This is a genomic window from Microvirga aerilata, assembly GCF_016743775.1.
GTDB lineage: Bacteria > Pseudomonadota > Alphaproteobacteria > Rhizobiales > Beijerinckiaceae > Microvirga > Microvirga aerilata.
Window position 1 is genome coordinate 272645 of record NZ_JAEQMY010000001.1, and the last position, 15055, is coordinate 287699.

Annotated in this window: 19 protein-coding genes and 1 other RNA gene; 7 read left to right on the forward strand and 13 right to left on the reverse strand. The window is 61.0% G+C overall.

Going from position 1 to position 15055, the window contains the following annotated elements:
- Positions 1–106 precede the first annotated feature (106 nt).
- Positions 107–427: a hypothetical protein gene (locus tag JKG68_RS01280; protein ID WP_202055267.1), complete on the forward strand. Its 321-nt coding sequence runs from the start codon at positions 107–109 to the stop codon at positions 425–427.
- A 29-nt stretch (positions 428–456) separates the two neighbouring features.
- Here the strand turns inward: JKG68_RS01280 and JKG68_RS01285 are convergent, their stop codons facing one another.
- The 3 genes from JKG68_RS01285 to JKG68_RS01295 form a co-directional block, all read right to left on the reverse strand.
- Positions 457–1692 (reverse strand): NAD(P)/FAD-dependent oxidoreductase, encoded by a 1236-nt coding sequence (locus tag JKG68_RS01285; RefSeq protein ID WP_202055268.1) that lies wholly within the window; start codon positions 1690–1692, stop codon positions 457–459.
- Positions 1693–1704: 12 nt separating this feature from the next.
- Complete coding sequence (locus JKG68_RS01290) at positions 1705–2727, reverse strand: 4-hydroxyproline epimerase (RefSeq protein ID WP_202055269.1); 1023 nt, start codon at positions 2725–2727, stop codon at positions 1705–1707.
- Positions 2728–2801: 74 nt separating this feature from the next.
- Positions 2802–3731, reverse strand: coding sequence for a dihydrodipicolinate synthase family protein (locus tag JKG68_RS01295; protein WP_202055270.1), 930 nt, complete (start codon positions 3729–3731; stop codon positions 2802–2804).
- A gap of 123 nt (positions 3732–3854) precedes the next feature.
- Here JKG68_RS01295 and JKG68_RS01300 point away from each other — a divergent pair, with 123 nt between their 5' ends.
- A complete protein-coding gene (locus JKG68_RS01300; RefSeq protein ID WP_202055271.1) occupies positions 3855–4565 on the forward strand; it encodes a GntR family transcriptional regulator in 711 nt (236 codons plus the stop codon).
- 62 nt (positions 4566–4627) lie between these two features.
- On the opposite strand, the gene JKG68_RS01305 is transcribed toward JKG68_RS01300, so the two are convergent.
- From JKG68_RS01305 to JKG68_RS01330, 6 genes are all read right to left on the reverse strand, one after another.
- Positions 4628–4951: a hypothetical protein gene (locus JKG68_RS01305; protein WP_202055272.1), complete on the reverse strand. Its 324-nt coding sequence runs from the start codon at positions 4949–4951 to the stop codon at positions 4628–4630.
- Positions 4952–5003: 52 nt separating this feature from the next.
- Positions 5004–5435, reverse strand: a complete 432-nt coding sequence (locus tag JKG68_RS01310) for a response regulator (protein ID WP_202055273.1) — start codon at positions 5433–5435, stop codon at positions 5004–5006.
- Positions 5436–5603: 168 nt separating this feature from the next.
- Positions 5604–7001: a coiled-coil domain-containing protein gene (locus JKG68_RS01315; protein ID WP_202055274.1), complete on the reverse strand. Its 1398-nt coding sequence runs from the start codon at positions 6999–7001 to the stop codon at positions 5604–5606.
- 4 nt (positions 7002–7005) lie between these two features.
- A complete protein-coding gene (locus tag JKG68_RS01320; protein ID WP_202055275.1) occupies positions 7006–7989 on the reverse strand; it encodes a DUF6384 family protein in 984 nt (327 codons plus the stop codon).
- Positions 7982–9160 carry an RLV_5639 family protein gene (locus JKG68_RS01325; RefSeq protein ID WP_202055276.1) on the reverse strand — a complete coding sequence of 393 codons (1179 nt, stop codon included), beginning with the start codon at positions 9158–9160 and terminating at the stop codon, positions 7982–7984. The genes JKG68_RS01320 and JKG68_RS01325 overlap by 8 nt, the downstream gene beginning before the upstream one ends.
- Positions 9161–9403: 243 nt before the next feature.
- Complete coding sequence (locus tag JKG68_RS01330; RefSeq protein ID WP_202055277.1) at positions 9404–9556, reverse strand: hypothetical protein; 153 nt, start codon at positions 9554–9556, stop codon at positions 9404–9406.
- 543 nt (positions 9557–10099) lie between these two features.
- On the opposite strand from JKG68_RS01330, the gene JKG68_RS01335 reads away from it, so the two are divergent.
- The 5 genes from JKG68_RS01335 to JKG68_RS01355 all read left to right on the forward strand — a co-directional run bounded on the left by JKG68_RS01335 (position 10100) and on the right by JKG68_RS01355 (position 11986).
- Complete coding sequence (locus JKG68_RS01335; RefSeq protein WP_202055278.1) at positions 10100–10309, forward strand: cold-shock protein; 210 nt, start codon at positions 10100–10102, stop codon at positions 10307–10309.
- A 93-nt stretch (positions 10310–10402) separates the two neighbouring features.
- Positions 10403–10681, forward strand: coding sequence for a translation initiation factor IF-1 (gene infA / locus JKG68_RS01340; protein ID WP_202055279.1), 279 nt, complete (start codon positions 10403–10405; stop codon positions 10679–10681).
- 47 nt (positions 10682–10728) lie between these two features.
- Positions 10729–10992 (forward strand): hypothetical protein, encoded by a 264-nt coding sequence (locus tag JKG68_RS01345; RefSeq protein WP_202055280.1) that lies wholly within the window; start codon positions 10729–10731, stop codon positions 10990–10992.
- 16 nt (positions 10993–11008) lie between these two features.
- A complete protein-coding gene (locus tag JKG68_RS01350) occupies positions 11009–11242 on the forward strand; it encodes a hypothetical protein (protein WP_202055281.1) in 234 nt (77 codons plus the stop codon).
- Between the two features lie 9 nt (positions 11243–11251).
- Complete coding sequence (locus JKG68_RS01355) at positions 11252–11986, forward strand: lysophospholipid acyltransferase family protein (protein WP_246514996.1); 735 nt, start codon at positions 11252–11254, stop codon at positions 11984–11986.
- Positions 11987–12074: 88 nt separating this feature from the next.
- Here the strand turns inward: JKG68_RS01355 and JKG68_RS01360 are convergent, their stop codons facing one another.
- From JKG68_RS01360 to JKG68_RS01375, 4 genes are all read right to left on the reverse strand, one after another.
- Positions 12075–12806, reverse strand: a complete 732-nt coding sequence (locus tag JKG68_RS01360; RefSeq protein ID WP_202055282.1) for a hypothetical protein — start codon at positions 12804–12806, stop codon at positions 12075–12077.
- 80 nt (positions 12807–12886) lie between these two features.
- Positions 12887–13270: a transfer-messenger RNA gene (gene ssrA, locus JKG68_RS01365) on the reverse strand.
- A 125-nt stretch (positions 13271–13395) separates the two neighbouring features.
- Positions 13396–13935: a VOC family protein gene (locus JKG68_RS01370; RefSeq protein ID WP_202055283.1), complete on the reverse strand. Its 540-nt coding sequence runs from the start codon at positions 13933–13935 to the stop codon at positions 13396–13398.
- A gap of 90 nt (positions 13936–14025) precedes the next feature.
- Positions 14026–15042 carry a TRAP transporter substrate-binding protein gene (locus tag JKG68_RS01375; protein WP_202055379.1) on the reverse strand — a complete coding sequence of 339 codons (1017 nt, stop codon included), beginning with the start codon at positions 15040–15042 and terminating at the stop codon, positions 14026–14028.
- Positions 15043–15055 lie beyond the last annotated feature (13 nt).

Here is a 15055-nt window from a genome sequence, read left to right on the forward strand (position 1 = left end):
TTGGTGTTACCGGTCGTGAGGTGACAACGCATGAACGCAAACTTCGACTTGCCGTTACGAAACGGGGGAACCGATTTCTCGTGTTCGCACTTCACAGGACATGAGAATGGACAACGGCAAGGCTATCCTGCGGCGCGCCTTCAGGCAGCTGGAACACGAGGTACCCGGCAGGGTAGCCCGTGTTCTCCGAAGCCTGCGGCACCCGGATTCCCGCTGGGTTCGCATTCCTGTGGGGGTGCTGCTCGTTCTCGGCGGCATCTTCTCGATCCTGCCGTTCCTGGGCATCTGGATGCTTCCGCTCGGCCTGCTGCTGATCGCCTATGACGTGCCTGTCCTTCGGGCGCCGGTCGGGCGGTTCACGATCTGGGGCATCCGGAAGTGGACAGCTCTCCGGCAGCGATATTTTCCGGGCCAAACCAAAGGCTGAACACCTGTTTCCACCATGGGGTATTGCTTCTAGAAGCGTCGGGCCGAGAACGGTTTCAGGTCGATTGCGCTGGAGCTCCCATCAATCAGGTTGGCCACCAGTCGCGATGTGACCGCAGCCTGGGTCAGCCCGTGGTGGCCATGGCCGAACGCATAGACGACGCGGCTGTCTCGAGTGGCAGGCCCGATCACGGGCAGGGAATCTGGGATCGATGGCCGAAATCCCATCCATCGCTTGGCCGGCTGATCGGCGTCGAGATGGGGAAGGAAGCGCTTGAGACGTGAAATCATGGCAGATGTCCGATCGTGATTGGGCTCTGCCTTGATGCCTGCGAACTCGACCGCGCCTCCAACCCGGTCGCCCGCGTCCAGAGGCGTGGTGACGAAGCCCTCCCCCTCGAACATGATCGGGCGGTTGAGGCCGAACGAGCCCTTCGGGTAGGTGGCGTTGTAGCCTCGCTCGGTGTCGAGAGGGATGCGATCCCCGAGCCTTTTTGCGAGCGCTCGCGACCATATGCCGGCGGCAAGCACCGCCTTGTCGCCGACCACATGCCGAATTGCGCCATCCGTATGAACATGGACCCCGTCGTTCTTGGGCTCCACGGCCAAAGCCCGTTCGGGGATATGCGTTGCGCCCCGTTCACGGGCAAGCCTCAGAAGATCGGATGCCAGGGCCGCGGGATCGGACACATGGCATGCCTCCGGGTACAGCACGCCCGCCTCCACATTGTGGAGCGCAGGCTCCAGATCCGCGAGGTCCTTTGGGCCGAGGACGTCGACGGAAATGCCGAATTGACGCTGCCGGTTGATGATGTCGTCCGCTCGCAGAAAGGCGCCGTGGTTTCTCCACACGGACAGAATGCCCTTCTCCCGCAGGTGATCCGCCAAGTTGAGGGAGTCGAGAAGGGCCTGCCAGGACGGCAGGGCCTCTGCGTTGATGGACCGTATGGCGCCAATGCTCGACTTGATGCGCATCGGAGACGAGGCCAGCAGGAAGCGCACGAGCCACGGTGCCAGGAAAGGCAGGTAGGCCGGTCTGATGGAAAGCGGTCCGAGAGGATCCATCAGCCATTGCGGCAGATTCCTCCAAACCTTTGGGGATGCCAGCGGCATGACGTCGGTGTGGGCGATCCACCCGGCATTGCCGTCCGTCGGCCGTGCCCCGTCGCTCCCTGGATCGACCAGAGTGACCTGGTGCCCTCTGTCCAGAAGGGCATGGGCTGCGGCAAGGCCTACGATTCCGGCACCGACGATCGTGATCCGCATGACCTGTCCTGTTCAGGCTCGGGAGCTTTGGTCCACGACCTGGAAGCCCAGCGCGAAAGGATCCCGGTCATCGATGATGATGGTGTTGAAGCCTGTGACCCGCGCCCAGCCTTCGATGGACGGGATGATGGCATCCCGGTCTCCAACTGTTGTCCGCCCCTCGATGCGTCCGACGAAGGTGGAGCCGATGATGCTCTCATGAACGAACTCGTCACCCTCCTTGAGTTCGTTGCGAGCGGCGAGGTGCGCCATACGCGCCGAGGTTCCCGTGCCGCAGGGCGAGCGGTCGATGGCCTTGTCGCCGTAGAACACGGCGTGGCGCGCCGTGCCGCCTTCGGTCTGGGGACGGCCCGTCCAAAGAACGTGGGTCAGGCGGTTGATGTTTGGATTTTCCGGGTGGGCGATCTGGTAGCGGGCATTGAACGCCTCCCTTAGCTTCGGGCTCCAGCGCAGGATGTCCGAAGGGTTGACGTCCGACAGGTCGGAATAAAGCTCTTGCGGCCCGACGATGGCGTAGAAATTGCCGCCATAGGCGACATCCACCAGCAGATGGCCCAGTCCCTCAACCTCGACCTCGTAGCCGGTCCGATACAGGAAGGACGGAATGTTGGTGATCCGAACACGCTCGATGAAAGGGCCGTTCTGCTCGTAGCGAGCCTCGACGACGCCGGCGGGGGTATCCAGCCGCAGGAGGCCCGGGGTCTTGGGGTGGATCAACCCATTCTCGAGAGCAATCGTCACCGTGCCGATGGTGCCATGACCGCACATGGGAAGGCAGCCGGACGTCTCGATGAAGAGAATGCCCACATCGCAATCCGGCCGCGTCGGCGGGTAAAGAATGGAGCCGGACATCATGTCATGGCCACGGGGCTCGAACATCAGGCCGGTGCGGATCCAGTCGTACTCCGCCAGGAAATGCTGACGGCGGTCGAACATGGACTCGCCTTTCAACTGCGGAATGCTGCCGCCGGCGACGACGCGAACCGGATTTCCGCAGGTATGACCGTCGATGCAGAAGAAAGTGTGACGCGCCATGGCTTCACTCGCTGCTTAAACTGGCAATTGACATAGGAACAGGGGAGGAGACCACGCCCCTCCCCCTGATGGCATCAGGCCGCGGACCTCAAGCCCACATCCGGAAGAGCGGGACGCGCCTTGAGAGCCTTGTCCATGACCGCCTCCACCTCCGCGCGCTCCTGCTGGCTCAGCGGCAGCCTCGGCGGACGGGTCAGGTCGGAGCCACGGCCCATGATGTGCTCGCACAGCTTGATGCACTGCACGAGATCGGGGCGCGCGTCGAGGTGCAGCAGGGGCATGAACCACTCATAGAGCGAGCGCGCCTCCTCGTAGCGGCCGGCCTTGGCGAGGCGGAACAGGGTTTCTCCCTCCTGCGGGAATGCATTCGACATGCCGGAGACCCAGCCCACGGCTCCCAACATCACGCTTTCGACCACCACGTCGTCCAGGCCGGCGAACAGCACGAACCGGTCGCCGACCATGTTCTTCGTGTCCGTGAAACGGCGGGTGTCGCCGGACGAATCCTTGAAGCAGACGATATTCTCGCAATCGGTCAGGGAGGCCAGAATATCCGGCGTCACGTCGTTCTTGTAGATGGGCGGATTGTTATAGACCATGACAGGCAGGTCGGTCGCCTTTGCGACACCGCGGAAATGCGCGGCCGTCTCATGCGGCTTGGAAGAATAAACCAGGGCGGGCATGACCATGACCCCATCAAGGCCAACGCGCTCGGCCTCCTTGGCGACCTCCGACGCGAAGGGGGTCGTGAACTCGGCGACACCGGCGATCACCGGCACCCGGCCGCGGGATACGTCCTTAGCGGCTTCCATGACGGCAATCTTCTCGGAGCGGCTCAGGGAGGTGTTTTCTCCAACCGTCCCGCAGACGATCAGCCCCGAGACCCCGTCCCGAACGAGACCATCGATCACCCGCGCCGTTGCTTCGAGGTCCAGCTCGAAGTTTGGCTTGAACTGCGTGGTTACCGCGGGAAAGACCCCTTCCCAGCCAATCTTCTTCGCCATCTGTCCTGCTCCTGCATCAGCCGTTGCGTTTCGGTATTGTAGATTGTATAAAAAATTCGCTGTCAAGCCATTCAGGATCGATGAAAAGCAGATGGCATCGAGGTTTTCAGAACATTTCAGGCGATGACACTTTCAGCCAAGCTCCCAGCCCGCCCTGCTCAGAAATCCCTTCAGCACAGGACCATCTCCTCTGCCGTTGCCGAGGACCTGCGGCGGCGGATCGTGGATGGTGAATTCAAGGCAGGCTTTCAGCTCCGGCAGGATGCCCTGGCCGCCGAGTTCGGGGTCAGCCGAATTCCTGTTCGCGAAGCCTTGATGCAGCTCGAAGCGGAAGGCCTCGTCAAGATTCTCCCGCACCGTGGAGCCATCGTCTCGGAACTCTCAATCGAAGAGGTTCAGGAGCTGTTCGAACTCAGGGCCCTGCTTGAACCACGCCTGCTGGAGGCATCCGTGCGGCACCTGACCGTGGATGATTATGACAAGCTCCGGCAGATCCTGCAGGAATACAGCTCGGAGCTTCGTGCAAAACATGTTAGGCGCTGGGGTGAGCTGAACACCGAATTTCACATGCTGCTGTACCGGCATGCCGGGCAGCCTCGAGCCCTGTCGATCGTGGCCAACCTGCTCCAGGAATGCGACAGGCACACCCGCCTTCAGCTTTCGCTGACTGATGGCATGAAGCGTGCCGAAGACGAACATGCCGAACTCCTGCGTCTCTGCGCGGCCGGAGAGATTGCTGCGGCCTGCGCCCTGCTCAAGACGCATATCGACGATGTGGGCAGGTCCCTGCGTCAATATCTCGAGGATCACCAGAAACCCGACACAGGCAGGTAGGAACCGGACCCGCAGTCACCTGCCCTTTCGGCATGCCGAACTAAAGCCTTCCGGGGCTCCGCCTACTGTTCGGTGAAGAAGGTGAGCACGACCTTTCCCTTGTCGCTCACGAGGCAGACGAAGCGGTTCGGCTTGTCGCTCTTCTCGCGCTGGAGATAAGCATCGCCCATGACAACCATCTTGATAGGCGTGTCCTCGACTTTGGTTGCCGCTTTGGAAATCGCCAAAGACTCCATATCGAAGGTCAGGTGCTCGATTGACGGCGAGCGCTCCTTGAGAGCCGCGAATCCCGATAAGCGACAGGCCTCGACCTCAATGGGCGCCTGAGCGAACGCGGAAGCGGACATTGCGAGATAGATGCCGAGAACGGCCGGTACGTAACGCATGAAAAATCTCCTTGGATAAATGTGGGCGTGCTGCAGATACGGCCTTCCACTGCTACTGGTACGATGTTCCACATGCAGCCCGATCGACCTCGCTCAGCATGTCCGACAAGCGGTAGGGCTTTGCGAGAAACGGAGCCTCAAGGGGAATGCGGCCTGCGTGGCACCTCCGCGACCGGCCTGAGGCGAAGACAACCGAAAGCCAGGGCTGGATCTCGCGCGCCCTGCCGGCAAGTTCGCAGCCGTCCCGTCCACCCAGGTCGATGTCCGTGAACAGAACATCCACGGCCTCCTGAGCAAGGATCACTTCAGCCTCTTCCGCGCTCGCTGCGGTCAGGACCGATAACCCCGCCTCCTCCAGCGCCTCAGCCGCAAGGGCACCGATGATCAGGTCGTCTTCGACCACCAGAATGCGCTTGCGAACGACGTCAGGAAGCTGGTGCTCAGGTTGAGATTTCTGGCTCCAGAAAGACAAGATCGGTGTCATGAGAGTAAGCCTTCCTTTGCGAGTTCGCCGGGTTAACCCCGGGCAGGAAGGAAGCGTTCATGAGCGGCTTCGCCTTCCGCTCAGCATGGTGAGCGATCGGTTAACCCGCTCATCCGCGGCGACGCGGAAGCCCGCACCTTGGCGCAACCGTTCGTTGCGATGTCGCGATCAGAACGACCCGCCGGTTCTGAAGCCCCCTCCGCCGCCTCCGAACGATCCACCGGTTCCGAAGCCGCCCGGCTGCGGAAACGGGATGCCGCCTCCGAACCCGGAATCCCAGGGACTCGGGCCCTGATGGAAGCCGCCGCGGAGAACTTCACCGAGGATTGCGCCACCCACCGCGCCGGTGAGAAGACCGCCCAGCACATTGCCGAGCACAACCTCGTTTCCGAAGCTTCCGGAGGGATTGTCATAGCCCTGGCGGCGGAACTCCTCCCATTCATGCTCGATCGTTGCGCGGCGCTGAGCCACTTCCTGGAGCTGGCGATGGGCATCCACGGCGTGACGCAACGCGTCAGTGATCCTTTTGTCGGTGGCCTGAATTCGTTGGACAATGTCCTCGTCCTGCGGCGTCGGGGTACGCAGGGCCTCCTGATAGAGTTGGTTCAGATCCTCGCGGGCGTCAGCGGCCGCCAGCACCTCGACAGCCTCGCGATAGGGCGCATCCCCATCGAGAACCGAGCTGTCGTAGGTGCGGTCCATCGCGGTCAGAGCCTCCCGCGCTTCCGCAAGCCTGCCATCGGCATCGTCTAGCGCGCCCTGGGCTTCTGCGACCTTCGCCTCCGCAGCCTCGATTCCGGCAGCCACGAGAGCCCTGCGCTCGAGAGCAGTCAACCGCTCCCTCGCATCCCGCATCTCGTTCATGATCCGGCGGGCATGTTCTCGGAGCCGGGCCGGTATCTCATTGAGAAGAACGTAGTTGGCCCGCGCCTTGTCGTAGCCCACGACCCGCGCAACGAGACGATCCATGAAGCGGCTGAAGGAATTGACCCTGTAAGCGGCGCTGCCGAACTTCCGCTTCCACAGATACATGAACAGAGGATCGGCCTCATATGGCCTGCGCTTCTCGTTCTGATCCGTCTCCGCCTGCACGGCCTTTTTCTCGGCCTGCTGGGCCTGTCCTGTGACCTCCTCGAGGCGGGCGCGGGCTTCGGTCCAGTCGGCGCTGACCCGGATCTGGGCCTCGACGCCCTTGCGCAGCGACTCCACCTCGCCGAGGGCCGCCTCAAGAGCCTCCGCTGCGGCGTGGCGTTCGGCTTCGGCCTGGCGGACTCTCGTCTCGGCTTCCTGGCGCCTTGCCGTGAGAGCATTGAGGGCCTCGCGGCGGCTCGCGATCAGGTTGAGTGCCTGGCGCTCGGCGGCGTCCAGCTGTCCGACGACTTCGTTCTTCGTAATCGCGTTCAGCTTCAACCGCGCCAGTTCCCGAAAGGCTTCCGTCCGCTCGATCCTGAGCCGCGCAACATCCTCGGTCGCGGTCTGCCAGTTCCGTTCGAGCTGTGCCTCCTGCTGTCGGATCTTTGCAATCGTTTGCTCGATTTGGGCGAGCGCCTGGCGTCCCGAGATCATGGCCTTACCACCGTAAGATCGTGCCGCCGAGAACCGGCATCAGATAGTCGATATCCAAGGAGCCACGGCGCTTCTCACCCAGACGATTTTGCTGGACGATACCGTCGTCGCTCTTGTCCCGCTGCACCTGCATGGCCACCGCTTCCGTCACGCGCACCCCCCACTTGGACGTGGTCGCGGTTTGACCGTCCTCCTCGCTGGTCACCGGCAGGCTGAGGATCCGGCCATCGGGCGAGACCGCCTCAACAATGAGGTAATAGTTCCGACCGGAGGGATTGCGCGGCGGAACGCGCCATACCCCGGTGGGTTCACCCGGGCGCGAGACGATGCGCAAGACGAATTCCCGCCTGAGATCCGCACGCAGGATTTCGAGATTGTTGATCGCCTGCCGCGCGCCATCAGCGTCCTGCCGCGCGATGGCGGCGCGTCCGTCCGCCAGGATCTGATCCGCCCTCTCCCGTGCCACAGGAACCTTGGCTTCCCGAAGCACATCTTCATGCCCCTGTTCCAGGGCGCTGGGGAGGGTTTGGGCCAGTTCGGTGCGGTTGCGCTCGGCAGCGGCTTGCTCCTGGGCGGCCCGCTGCTGAGCCGGGCGCTCGACGCCCAGGTGATAAGCGCCCCAGCCAAAGCCCAGAAGCGCTACAAGCGCCAAGAGACTTCTGCCAATCCGCCCCCGATTGACCCAGGCGTTCGCGACGGTTCGGGTGAAACCCGGAGCCGGCGGCGTGTAGACGAAGCGCTGTTCCTTGAGAGCCTGCACGCCTTCCTGAAGGATGCGGTCTGGAACCTCGATCCCCTGCCCTCGGTAGATCTGGCGGAGCCGTTCGAGCAGCTCCGCATCGCGGCGCTCCTCGCTGAGTTCGCGGCTGACAAGGTTCTCCTGGTGGCGGAGCGTGTCCACCACGTCCATGGCGAGCATCACCTCGTCGAGGCTTTGGGGAGCCTTTCCGCCGGCTTGCTCCGCTGGTGCGACGGCAGTCTCAGCCATTGGTCGGCAATGCCTGTCCCTCTGCCACGAGCCGGGCGATGCGCCGCTTGCCATCTTCCACCGCGTCGCGGATTTCCGCCGAGTTCTGCGTCGAAAGCCTGCGCATCTCGCCGACGATCTCCAGGGAGCGTTCCTGGAACGTGATCACGGAATCCACGAGTTTTTTCACGGCATCGGCGCGGATCGTGGGGCCGTAGCCGGCCTTCACGGCAGCCTCGCCCACCTGGTCGCCGATCTCGGCCAGCACCTCCAGGCTTCGAGAGACGCCCTCCTTCATCTCGTTCAGGGTCTGTGTTGCCTCGTTGAGGCCGAACATGCCCGTGAAGGAGGCCCGCAACGCGGTCAGCACGGAATCGTTGGTGGAGAAGAAGCTGACGGCTTGGGCATAGACGCGCTCCTTGGCGTTCGTCATCTGAAGCAGCCGCGCCATGATCACTTCGGAGGTGTTGTAGCTGACGGTCAGATTGTCCGAGAGGTCCTTGGCAATCTGGTAGCGCTTTTCCTCGTCCTGAGTCCGGCGAAGATGTTCGTCACGTACAAGCTCGAGGCGCGCCCGCTCCGCCACTTCCGTGCCCTTGAAGTTGACCACCGTGTCAGAGGCCTTCTGCAGCTCCGCCTTTGCGGCATCGAGCTTCTGCTCAGCCGTCCGGAGAACCTCGAGGGCCATGACTTCGGCATGTTTGAGAGCGCCTCGGAAGTCCCTGTAGGCGTCGAGAATGATGTGCTCGCGGTCAACCTGATCCTTGGTCGAGCGGGTCACATCCAGGTAGGTATTCCTGATGTCATCGAAACGATCGGAGATGTCGCCGCGGGAAATTTTCATCCAGACATTCGTCACGCGCTCCATAAGGTCGATCTTCGCATCGGCGATCTGGTCGACCATCTGCTTCGCGTCGTCGCGGATGGAGTTGAAGGACTCCGCAATCTCCCGGTAGCGCTCGCCGATCTCCATGGCCTGAACCTGCTCGCGGACGACCTCGTTGAAGACGCTGGCTTGGCCGAGGGTTCGGGCGATCATGACGATCCGGTCCTGATCAAGGTCGGAAATCTTTTCCAGAAGCCCGTTGATAGGCGCATCCATGGCTTGGGGAGGGGTGATCCCGAGATCCCGCAGGGCTGAAGTCGCCTTGTCGAGATACTGCATGGGAGTTTTAACGACGATGTCGGACATGGCACCTCTTTCCCATTATGCACGGGGTTCCCAGACCTTCCCGAGGAAGGGCATCCGTGAGAACCCGAAACGAAAATCTGCTGTGGCCGCGAAAGCACAGCTGTCTAATGTGCAATTCGACCAGGGGTTCCCCCCGAAACCGCCAAGCAGGTTCCCTGCGAGAGGCGCGAATGAGCCAGGCGCAACAAAAAAGCCAGGGCAGTTGGCTGCCCTGGCTTTTGATTATCCTCGGCCTTGATGGTCTTAGCCGATCTGATCGATGATGATCGCCCGGATCTCTTCACGGGTAAGGCTCGTCTGGTGCGGCTGCCATGTGGCGGCAGTCTTGTAAGGCTGCTTCTTCGGCATGGGCTGGGACAGCACCTTGGCGGGCTTTGTGTAGGTTATGGTTTGCATAGCGTCCTCGAGCGGCTTCGGCCTTGGGCCGTGCGGCTGATGTTTGTTGATGAAATCGAATGCGGGGCAAAACGATGAATGCGCTGGGTGGTTCCACGCAGCGACCAAGCTTCAAAGGTGCGGAAAGCGGGCTCGGCGCTCAATCATGAGCTTCAGAGAGCAGGCCGAACATGTCGGTTGGATTTGTACGATATAGATGATCTGTTAGAGATTTACAAGTCGAAACCTGCCCGACCACGAAGGAAATGGGATAGACTAGCGTAATATCCCTCTTTTACCCTTGGAAGATCTTGGATTACATATAGGCCCCTGATCCAGGATCTGAATCATCCCAGTGAATTTTAGTCTGTGCGCCTTGTATTTGCCGCATGTGATCTCTAGATGGTTCATATCGACATTTGGCCGGACAATCGGGCTGTTTCGCTTTGGCATGCCAAGCGCACGTTCAGACACTCTCCCAAACATCGACTAACCCGAGCGTAAAGGTGTGCTGCTGCACGCCCGCGCCTCACGTGCACTTACGCATAGACAAGGAATACACCCATGAACACGGGCACCGTTAAGTTCTACAACGACCAAAAAGGCTTCGGCTTCATTCAGCCCGACAACGGCGACAAGGATGTGTTCGTCCACGCCACCGCCCTTGAGCGCGCCGGCATTCGCGGCCTGCGCGAAGGCCAGAAGGTCTCCTTCGACACGGCGGAAGACCGCCGCTCCGGCAAGGTTGCCGTCAACAACATCCAGGCGGCCTAATCACCGTTACCAACAGGCGGCGCGGCTCCCCGCGCTGCCTGGCAGGGCCGCCCATCTCTGGAGCGGCTTTTTTGTTTTTATGAAGGGGTGGCCATGGCCAAGGAAGAACTGATTACCTTTGAAGGCGAAGTCATGGAGATCCTGCCCGATGCGCGCTATCGGGTGAAGCTTGAGAGCGGGCACGAGATCGTGGCTTACACGGCCGGCAAGATGAAGAAGAACCGCATCAAGACGCTCGCCGGCGACCGCGTGACCGTCGAGATGTCGCCCTACGACCTCGACAAGGGACGGTTGATCTTCCGTCACAAGGACAGCGGCGCAGGTGCGCCCCGGCCGGCGGGTCAACGCCGCCCTCAGTTTCGTCGCCGATAACAGGCGCCGCAGCGGAAAAGTCTCCTCTATGCTTGATAAGGAACTCCATGCCTGACAAGACCTGGACGTTTGAGGCCGGAGACCGAGTACCGGACTGGCTAATGCGTCAGACCAACTGCGTGCTGCGATTCGATCGCGACGCAGTGGTGGTCGAGAGCGAAAGCACGTTTGAAATCTATCCGGTATCCCCGATGACCTCGGATGAGACGATGGTGCTGGCCGAGATCATCGACCAGCAGCGCGATGCCGAGGTCGAGCAGGTTCTGCCCATCAAAGCCCATACGACGCCTCGGTCGTTATCCCTCAACTAAAGCCGTGGAGGCAATCGTGAGTCATAAATATACCATGGGCCAGTTGGTGCATGCCGCAGCCGCCCACTTTGCCGACCGCACCAGCGGCACCTATGAGGTTGTGCGCCTGATGCCGGAGAACAGCAGCGGCGAGCTGGGCTATAGGATTAAAGATACCGCAAGTGGTGCCCAACGCGCCGTTGGGGAGTCCGAGATCAGGCCGACCCAGATGACGCAGGGCGTCTTTGCGTCCATACAAGATAACCGCTGACCGTTTTTCATGAAGCCATCCGCTATGCAGCGCATCCGTTCAAAGCTGTTCGATCTTCTGCTGGCTGTCTGGACCGTGCTTTTTACGCCGGCTCTGGCTATCCTGTGGCTCTGTGGCTCGCCGGAGCGCGGAGTTCGTCTGGCGTCCCGGTTATGGGCTCGCGGTGTCCTCATCGGCCTGAAATGGCTTGTGGGCCTCACCTATGCCGAACGGGGCCTTCACAACATTCCCGACGAGCCGTGCCTGATCATCGCCAACCATCAGTCGACCTGGGAAACCCTGGCGTTCCTGATCCTGTTTCCCGACGTGGCCATCGTCGCAAAGCAGGAGCTGCTCACGATCCCGGTCTTCTCATGGTTCCTTCGCAGGTCGCCGATGATCCTGATCGACCGGGAGAGTGGGCCGAAGGCGGTCAGAAAGATGATCGATGAGAGCCGGGCGGCTCTTGCTGAAGGCCGTTCAGTGCTGATCTTCCCGGAAGGAACCCGGAAGCTGGTCTCCGAGCCGGTCGCCTTCAAGCGCGGCGTAGAGCTGCTCTATACCAAACTCGACCGCGTAGTTCTTCCGGTAGCCCTGAATTCCGGCCATTTCTGGGGGCCTGGGCGTTCCTACAAGCGGGCTGGAACGATCTCGGTCTCGTATCTCAGTCCCATTCAGCCGGGCCTTTCCGGGAACGAGTTCACGCGCAGGGCGGAGGAGCTGCTCGAGGCGGAGCGAAAACAGTCGTGGCCGCAAGCAGCCTGAGTTCAGGCTTCAGGTCCGACGGAGCGTATCTATCGGACCTGCATTATCAATGATCAGCCGCAATCGGCTGCAAAATCCCAGCCGGGTTCTACCGTTCCGTGACCAGCTCGATGACAGGCTCGAGGCTGGAATAGGGCAGAGTGAACTTTTCGCCCCTGAACAGCATCGGCACATCCTGCCCGCCCGCAAAGCCGGAGGTCAGCTTGCCGCGAACCGTGAAGGTTTCGCCTGCTTTCACGGGTCCCCAGGGCTCGTCGAGGTAATCGACCACGCCCATCTCGTTCAACTTAGCCTCGACATTCTGCGTGCGAGCATGTGACGGCAGCTGCCGGAGGCTGTTCTCGATGTCGTCACGCACGGTCGCATAGGCGGGGTTGCGAACTTTGTAGCGAAGCTCGGTATCCTGGGTAAAGCGCCAGACTGATCCAGTGACCATCTGCTGCTGCTTGGTAAGGGGCTTTTTCTCCGCCTTTTCGGCCTTCTTGGCATTGGCCGGAGCCTCGGCCGGCTGAAGATTGGCGATCAGCGCCCACTTGGTGGACCACTCGACGGCCCTGTAGTCGCCCTTGGTCAGGCGATCCGTAAACTCGAGGATATCAGGATCGATGGGGCGCTTGCCACCGCTGGCCTCGAAGTAGCGCAGCCGCATTTCATCTGGAAGAAGCAGGTAGAAATTGTCACTTTTCACGTCGACATCGAAGATTCTTGCGACCTTCACGACCTGTTCGCGGGTGGACGGAGCTTCTACGCCATCGCCTGTTGGGTAGACTGTTGTCCCTTTTGGAACCCGGACGTAGCCGTTTACTTCGATCTCCGACATATGGATGAGGTCTCTCTTGCGTATGATGTCACGGTAAGCTGCGGAACATGCAGACATTTTGAAATGGGAACGGCACCCGAAGGTGCCGTTTCTGTTGCTAGGCTTTCCCGAGCCCCGGATGGTTACGCCGCGAGGCGCACCGCACCCATGTCAACGTTGTCGTTGGCATTTATGAGTTTGCACTGTTGAGGCCGTAGCTCAGCCTAATCGCAGCCTAGCCTTTATTGCGCCCAGTCGAACCCAGATCGCCCCCATCAAAAACACACCGGAACAGCAACACAGCCTCAACGATAAACCGGTTGCCCAAAGCCGTTCCGAGATACCCGGACGGCCGATGCGTTCGTGGTGGAGGCGGCGGGAATCGAACCCGCGTCCTAAACGCCTATTACACTCTGCCTCTACGATCATAGTCAGGCGAACCTGACCTCCTCTATATAGAGTGTCGGAGGCGCAATATCCAGCCTTGCAGGCCATCTATCTTTCGCCTGCGGCAGGCTCGGACGCTCCTGCGCCACAAACCTCGGCAGCTTTTCAGCCTCCATATGGCTTCGCGGCCCGTTCTCGCACTGGAAAGAGCCGCGGTCTGGGCCTAAAGCCGCGAAAGGTCCGGGAAGGGCCGCACGGGATCGAGCCCGTCCCAGCCTTCGGACGTCTCCCGGATCAACTGAAACATCTTGCCCTTGGGGCCTGCTACCTCGGAGAGCTCGATCACGGTGCCGGGATGGTATTGCGTGTCGAAATAGACGAAACGTCCTTTCTCGCCCACCTCCCCGCTCATGACAGGCGCAAAGCCCAGCCCAGTCAGGCGCTCCAGATCCTCATCGTAGCTCTGCGTCCAGTAGGCCACGTGCTGCAGGCCGCGATGGCCCGCTTCCTTGAAATCCCTATACATCGAGGGCGCGTCGTTGCGGGTCTGGATGAGCTCGATCTGTAGCGGCCCGGAATTGGCGAGGGCGACCGAGTTATGCGGCTCATAAGTTGCACCCCTGTATGTATAGTTCTCTATCGGCACCCGCTCCTTGTAGAAGAAAGGCCCGACCCCAAGAACGCGCGACCAATAGTCCATTGCGGCCTCGATGTCGTCGACGACATAGCCAGCCTGCCTGATCTCACCGAGAAATCGGCTCATGGTGTACCTTCAAAGATTGATGGGCGGGAAGCCTCGGCCTCCCGCCGGGGAAGATGAGACCCGGGTTCAAGCACCGGATCCCGTGAACGCTCACGCGAGCGTGCCGACGACGCTTTCGAGGTGGCCCCAGGCCTCAGGGCCGAACTTCTGCTTCCATTCAGTGTAGAAGCCCGCCTCCCGGAGCTTTGCCCGGAAACTCTCGGTGTCGCACTGGTTGAAGGAGAGGCCCTTGCTCTTGAGATCGGTCTGCACAGACTCGTTGAGCGTTTTGATATCCTCGCGCTGCTTCAGGCCCGCTTCGTTGATGGCCCGGGAGACGATTTCCTGAATGTCCGCCGGCATTCCTGCCCATTGGCGGCCGTTTGCGATGAACCAGTAACCGTCCCAGATATGGTTAGTCATCGCACAGGAGGACTGCACCTCGTAGAGCTTCGCAACCTGGATGATGGGAAGCGGGTTTTCCTGTGCGTCGACGACCTTGGTCTGCAACGCCGTGTAGACCTCGCTGAACTGAAGGCTCGCAGGCGCGGCACCAAGCCCCGAGAACATGGAAATGCTGATGGGGCTGACGGGGACGCGGATCTTCAGGCCCTTCATCGATGCCGCGTTCTGGATCGGGGCACCGCTGGTCGTCATCTGGCGAAAGCCGTTGTCCCACATGGTTTCCAATGCATGAAGCCGTGCGTCGGCAATCGATTTGCGAACGAAAGCTCCAACGGGGCCGTCCATCGCAGCCCAAACTTGGTTGTAATCCTTGAACGCAAAACCAACAGCATTGATGGCGGCCACAGGCACAAGCGTGGCGATCACCAGGGCCGAGGGGGTAAAGAACGTGAGCGCGCCGTTGCGCACCTGAGAGAGCATGTCGGTGTCGCCGCCGAGCTGGTTGGCGGGGAAAATCAGCATCTCGACGCGCCCATTCGTCTCTTTCGCGATCCGATCAGCAGCTTCCTTGGCGCGGATGTTCAGAGGATGGCTGAGAGGCAGGTTGTTGCCGTAACGCAAGGTGATTTCGGCAGCTTTCGCATACCGCGGGATCGAGAAAAGCGTGACTGCCGCAGGAGCAGCCCCAAGCCCTTTGAGAAGCGACCTTCTGCTGATGCTCATGATGTGTTTCCTC

Bases quoted from the DNA above. Each gene is read 5' to 3' on its own strand.
- JKG68_RS01280 (WP_202055267.1), top strand. From the start codon at position 107: ATGGACAACGGCAAGGCTATCCTGCGGCGCGCCTTCAGGCAGCTGGAA.
- JKG68_RS01285 (WP_202055268.1), bottom strand. From the start codon at position 1,692: ATGCGGATCACGATCGTCGGTGCCGGAATCGTAGGCCTTGCCGCAGCC.
- JKG68_RS01290 (WP_202055269.1), bottom strand. From the start codon at position 2,727: ATGGCGCGTCACACTTTCTTCTGCATCGACGGTCATACCTGCGGAAAT.
- JKG68_RS01295 (WP_202055270.1), bottom strand. From the start codon at position 3,731: ATGGCGAAGAAGATTGGCTGGGAAGGGGTCTTTCCCGCGGTAACCACG.
- JKG68_RS01300 (WP_202055271.1), top strand. From the start codon at position 3,855: ATGACACTTTCAGCCAAGCTCCCAGCCCGCCCTGCTCAGAAATCCCTT.
- JKG68_RS01305 (WP_202055272.1), bottom strand. From the start codon at position 4,951: ATGCGTTACGTACCGGCCGTTCTCGGCATCTATCTCGCAATGTCCGCT.
- JKG68_RS01310 (WP_202055273.1), bottom strand. From the start codon at position 5,435: ATGACACCGATCTTGTCTTTCTGGAGCCAGAAATCTCAACCTGAGCAC.
- JKG68_RS01315 (WP_202055274.1), bottom strand. From the start codon at position 7,001: ATGATCTCGGGACGCCAGGCGCTCGCCCAAATCGAGCAAACGATTGCA.
- JKG68_RS01320 (WP_202055275.1), bottom strand. From the start codon at position 7,989: ATGGCTGAGACTGCCGTCGCACCAGCGGAGCAAGCCGGCGGAAAGGCT.
- JKG68_RS01325 (WP_202055276.1), bottom strand. From the start codon at position 9,160: ATGTCCGACATCGTCGTTAAAACTCCCATGCAGTATCTCGACAAGGCG.
- JKG68_RS01330 (WP_202055277.1), bottom strand. From the start codon at position 9,556: ATGCAAACCATAACCTACACAAAGCCCGCCAAGGTGCTGTCCCAGCCC.
- JKG68_RS01335 (WP_202055278.1), top strand. From the start codon at position 10,100: ATGAACACGGGCACCGTTAAGTTCTACAACGACCAAAAAGGCTTCGGC.
- infA (WP_202055279.1), top strand. From the start codon at position 10,403: ATGGCCAAGGAAGAACTGATTACCTTTGAAGGCGAAGTCATGGAGATC.
- JKG68_RS01345 (WP_202055280.1), top strand. From the start codon at position 10,729: ATGCCTGACAAGACCTGGACGTTTGAGGCCGGAGACCGAGTACCGGAC.
- JKG68_RS01355 (WP_246514996.1), top strand. From the start codon at position 11,252: ATGAAGCCATCCGCTATGCAGCGCATCCGTTCAAAGCTGTTCGATCTT.
- JKG68_RS01360 (WP_202055282.1), bottom strand. From the start codon at position 12,806: ATGTCGGAGATCGAAGTAAACGGCTACGTCCGGGTTCCAAAAGGGACA.
- JKG68_RS01370 (WP_202055283.1), bottom strand. From the start codon at position 13,935: ATGAGCCGATTTCTCGGTGAGATCAGGCAGGCTGGCTATGTCGTCGAC.
- JKG68_RS01375 (WP_202055379.1), bottom strand. From the start codon at position 15,042: ATGAGCATCAGCAGAAGGTCGCTTCTCAAAGGGCTTGGGGCTGCTCCT.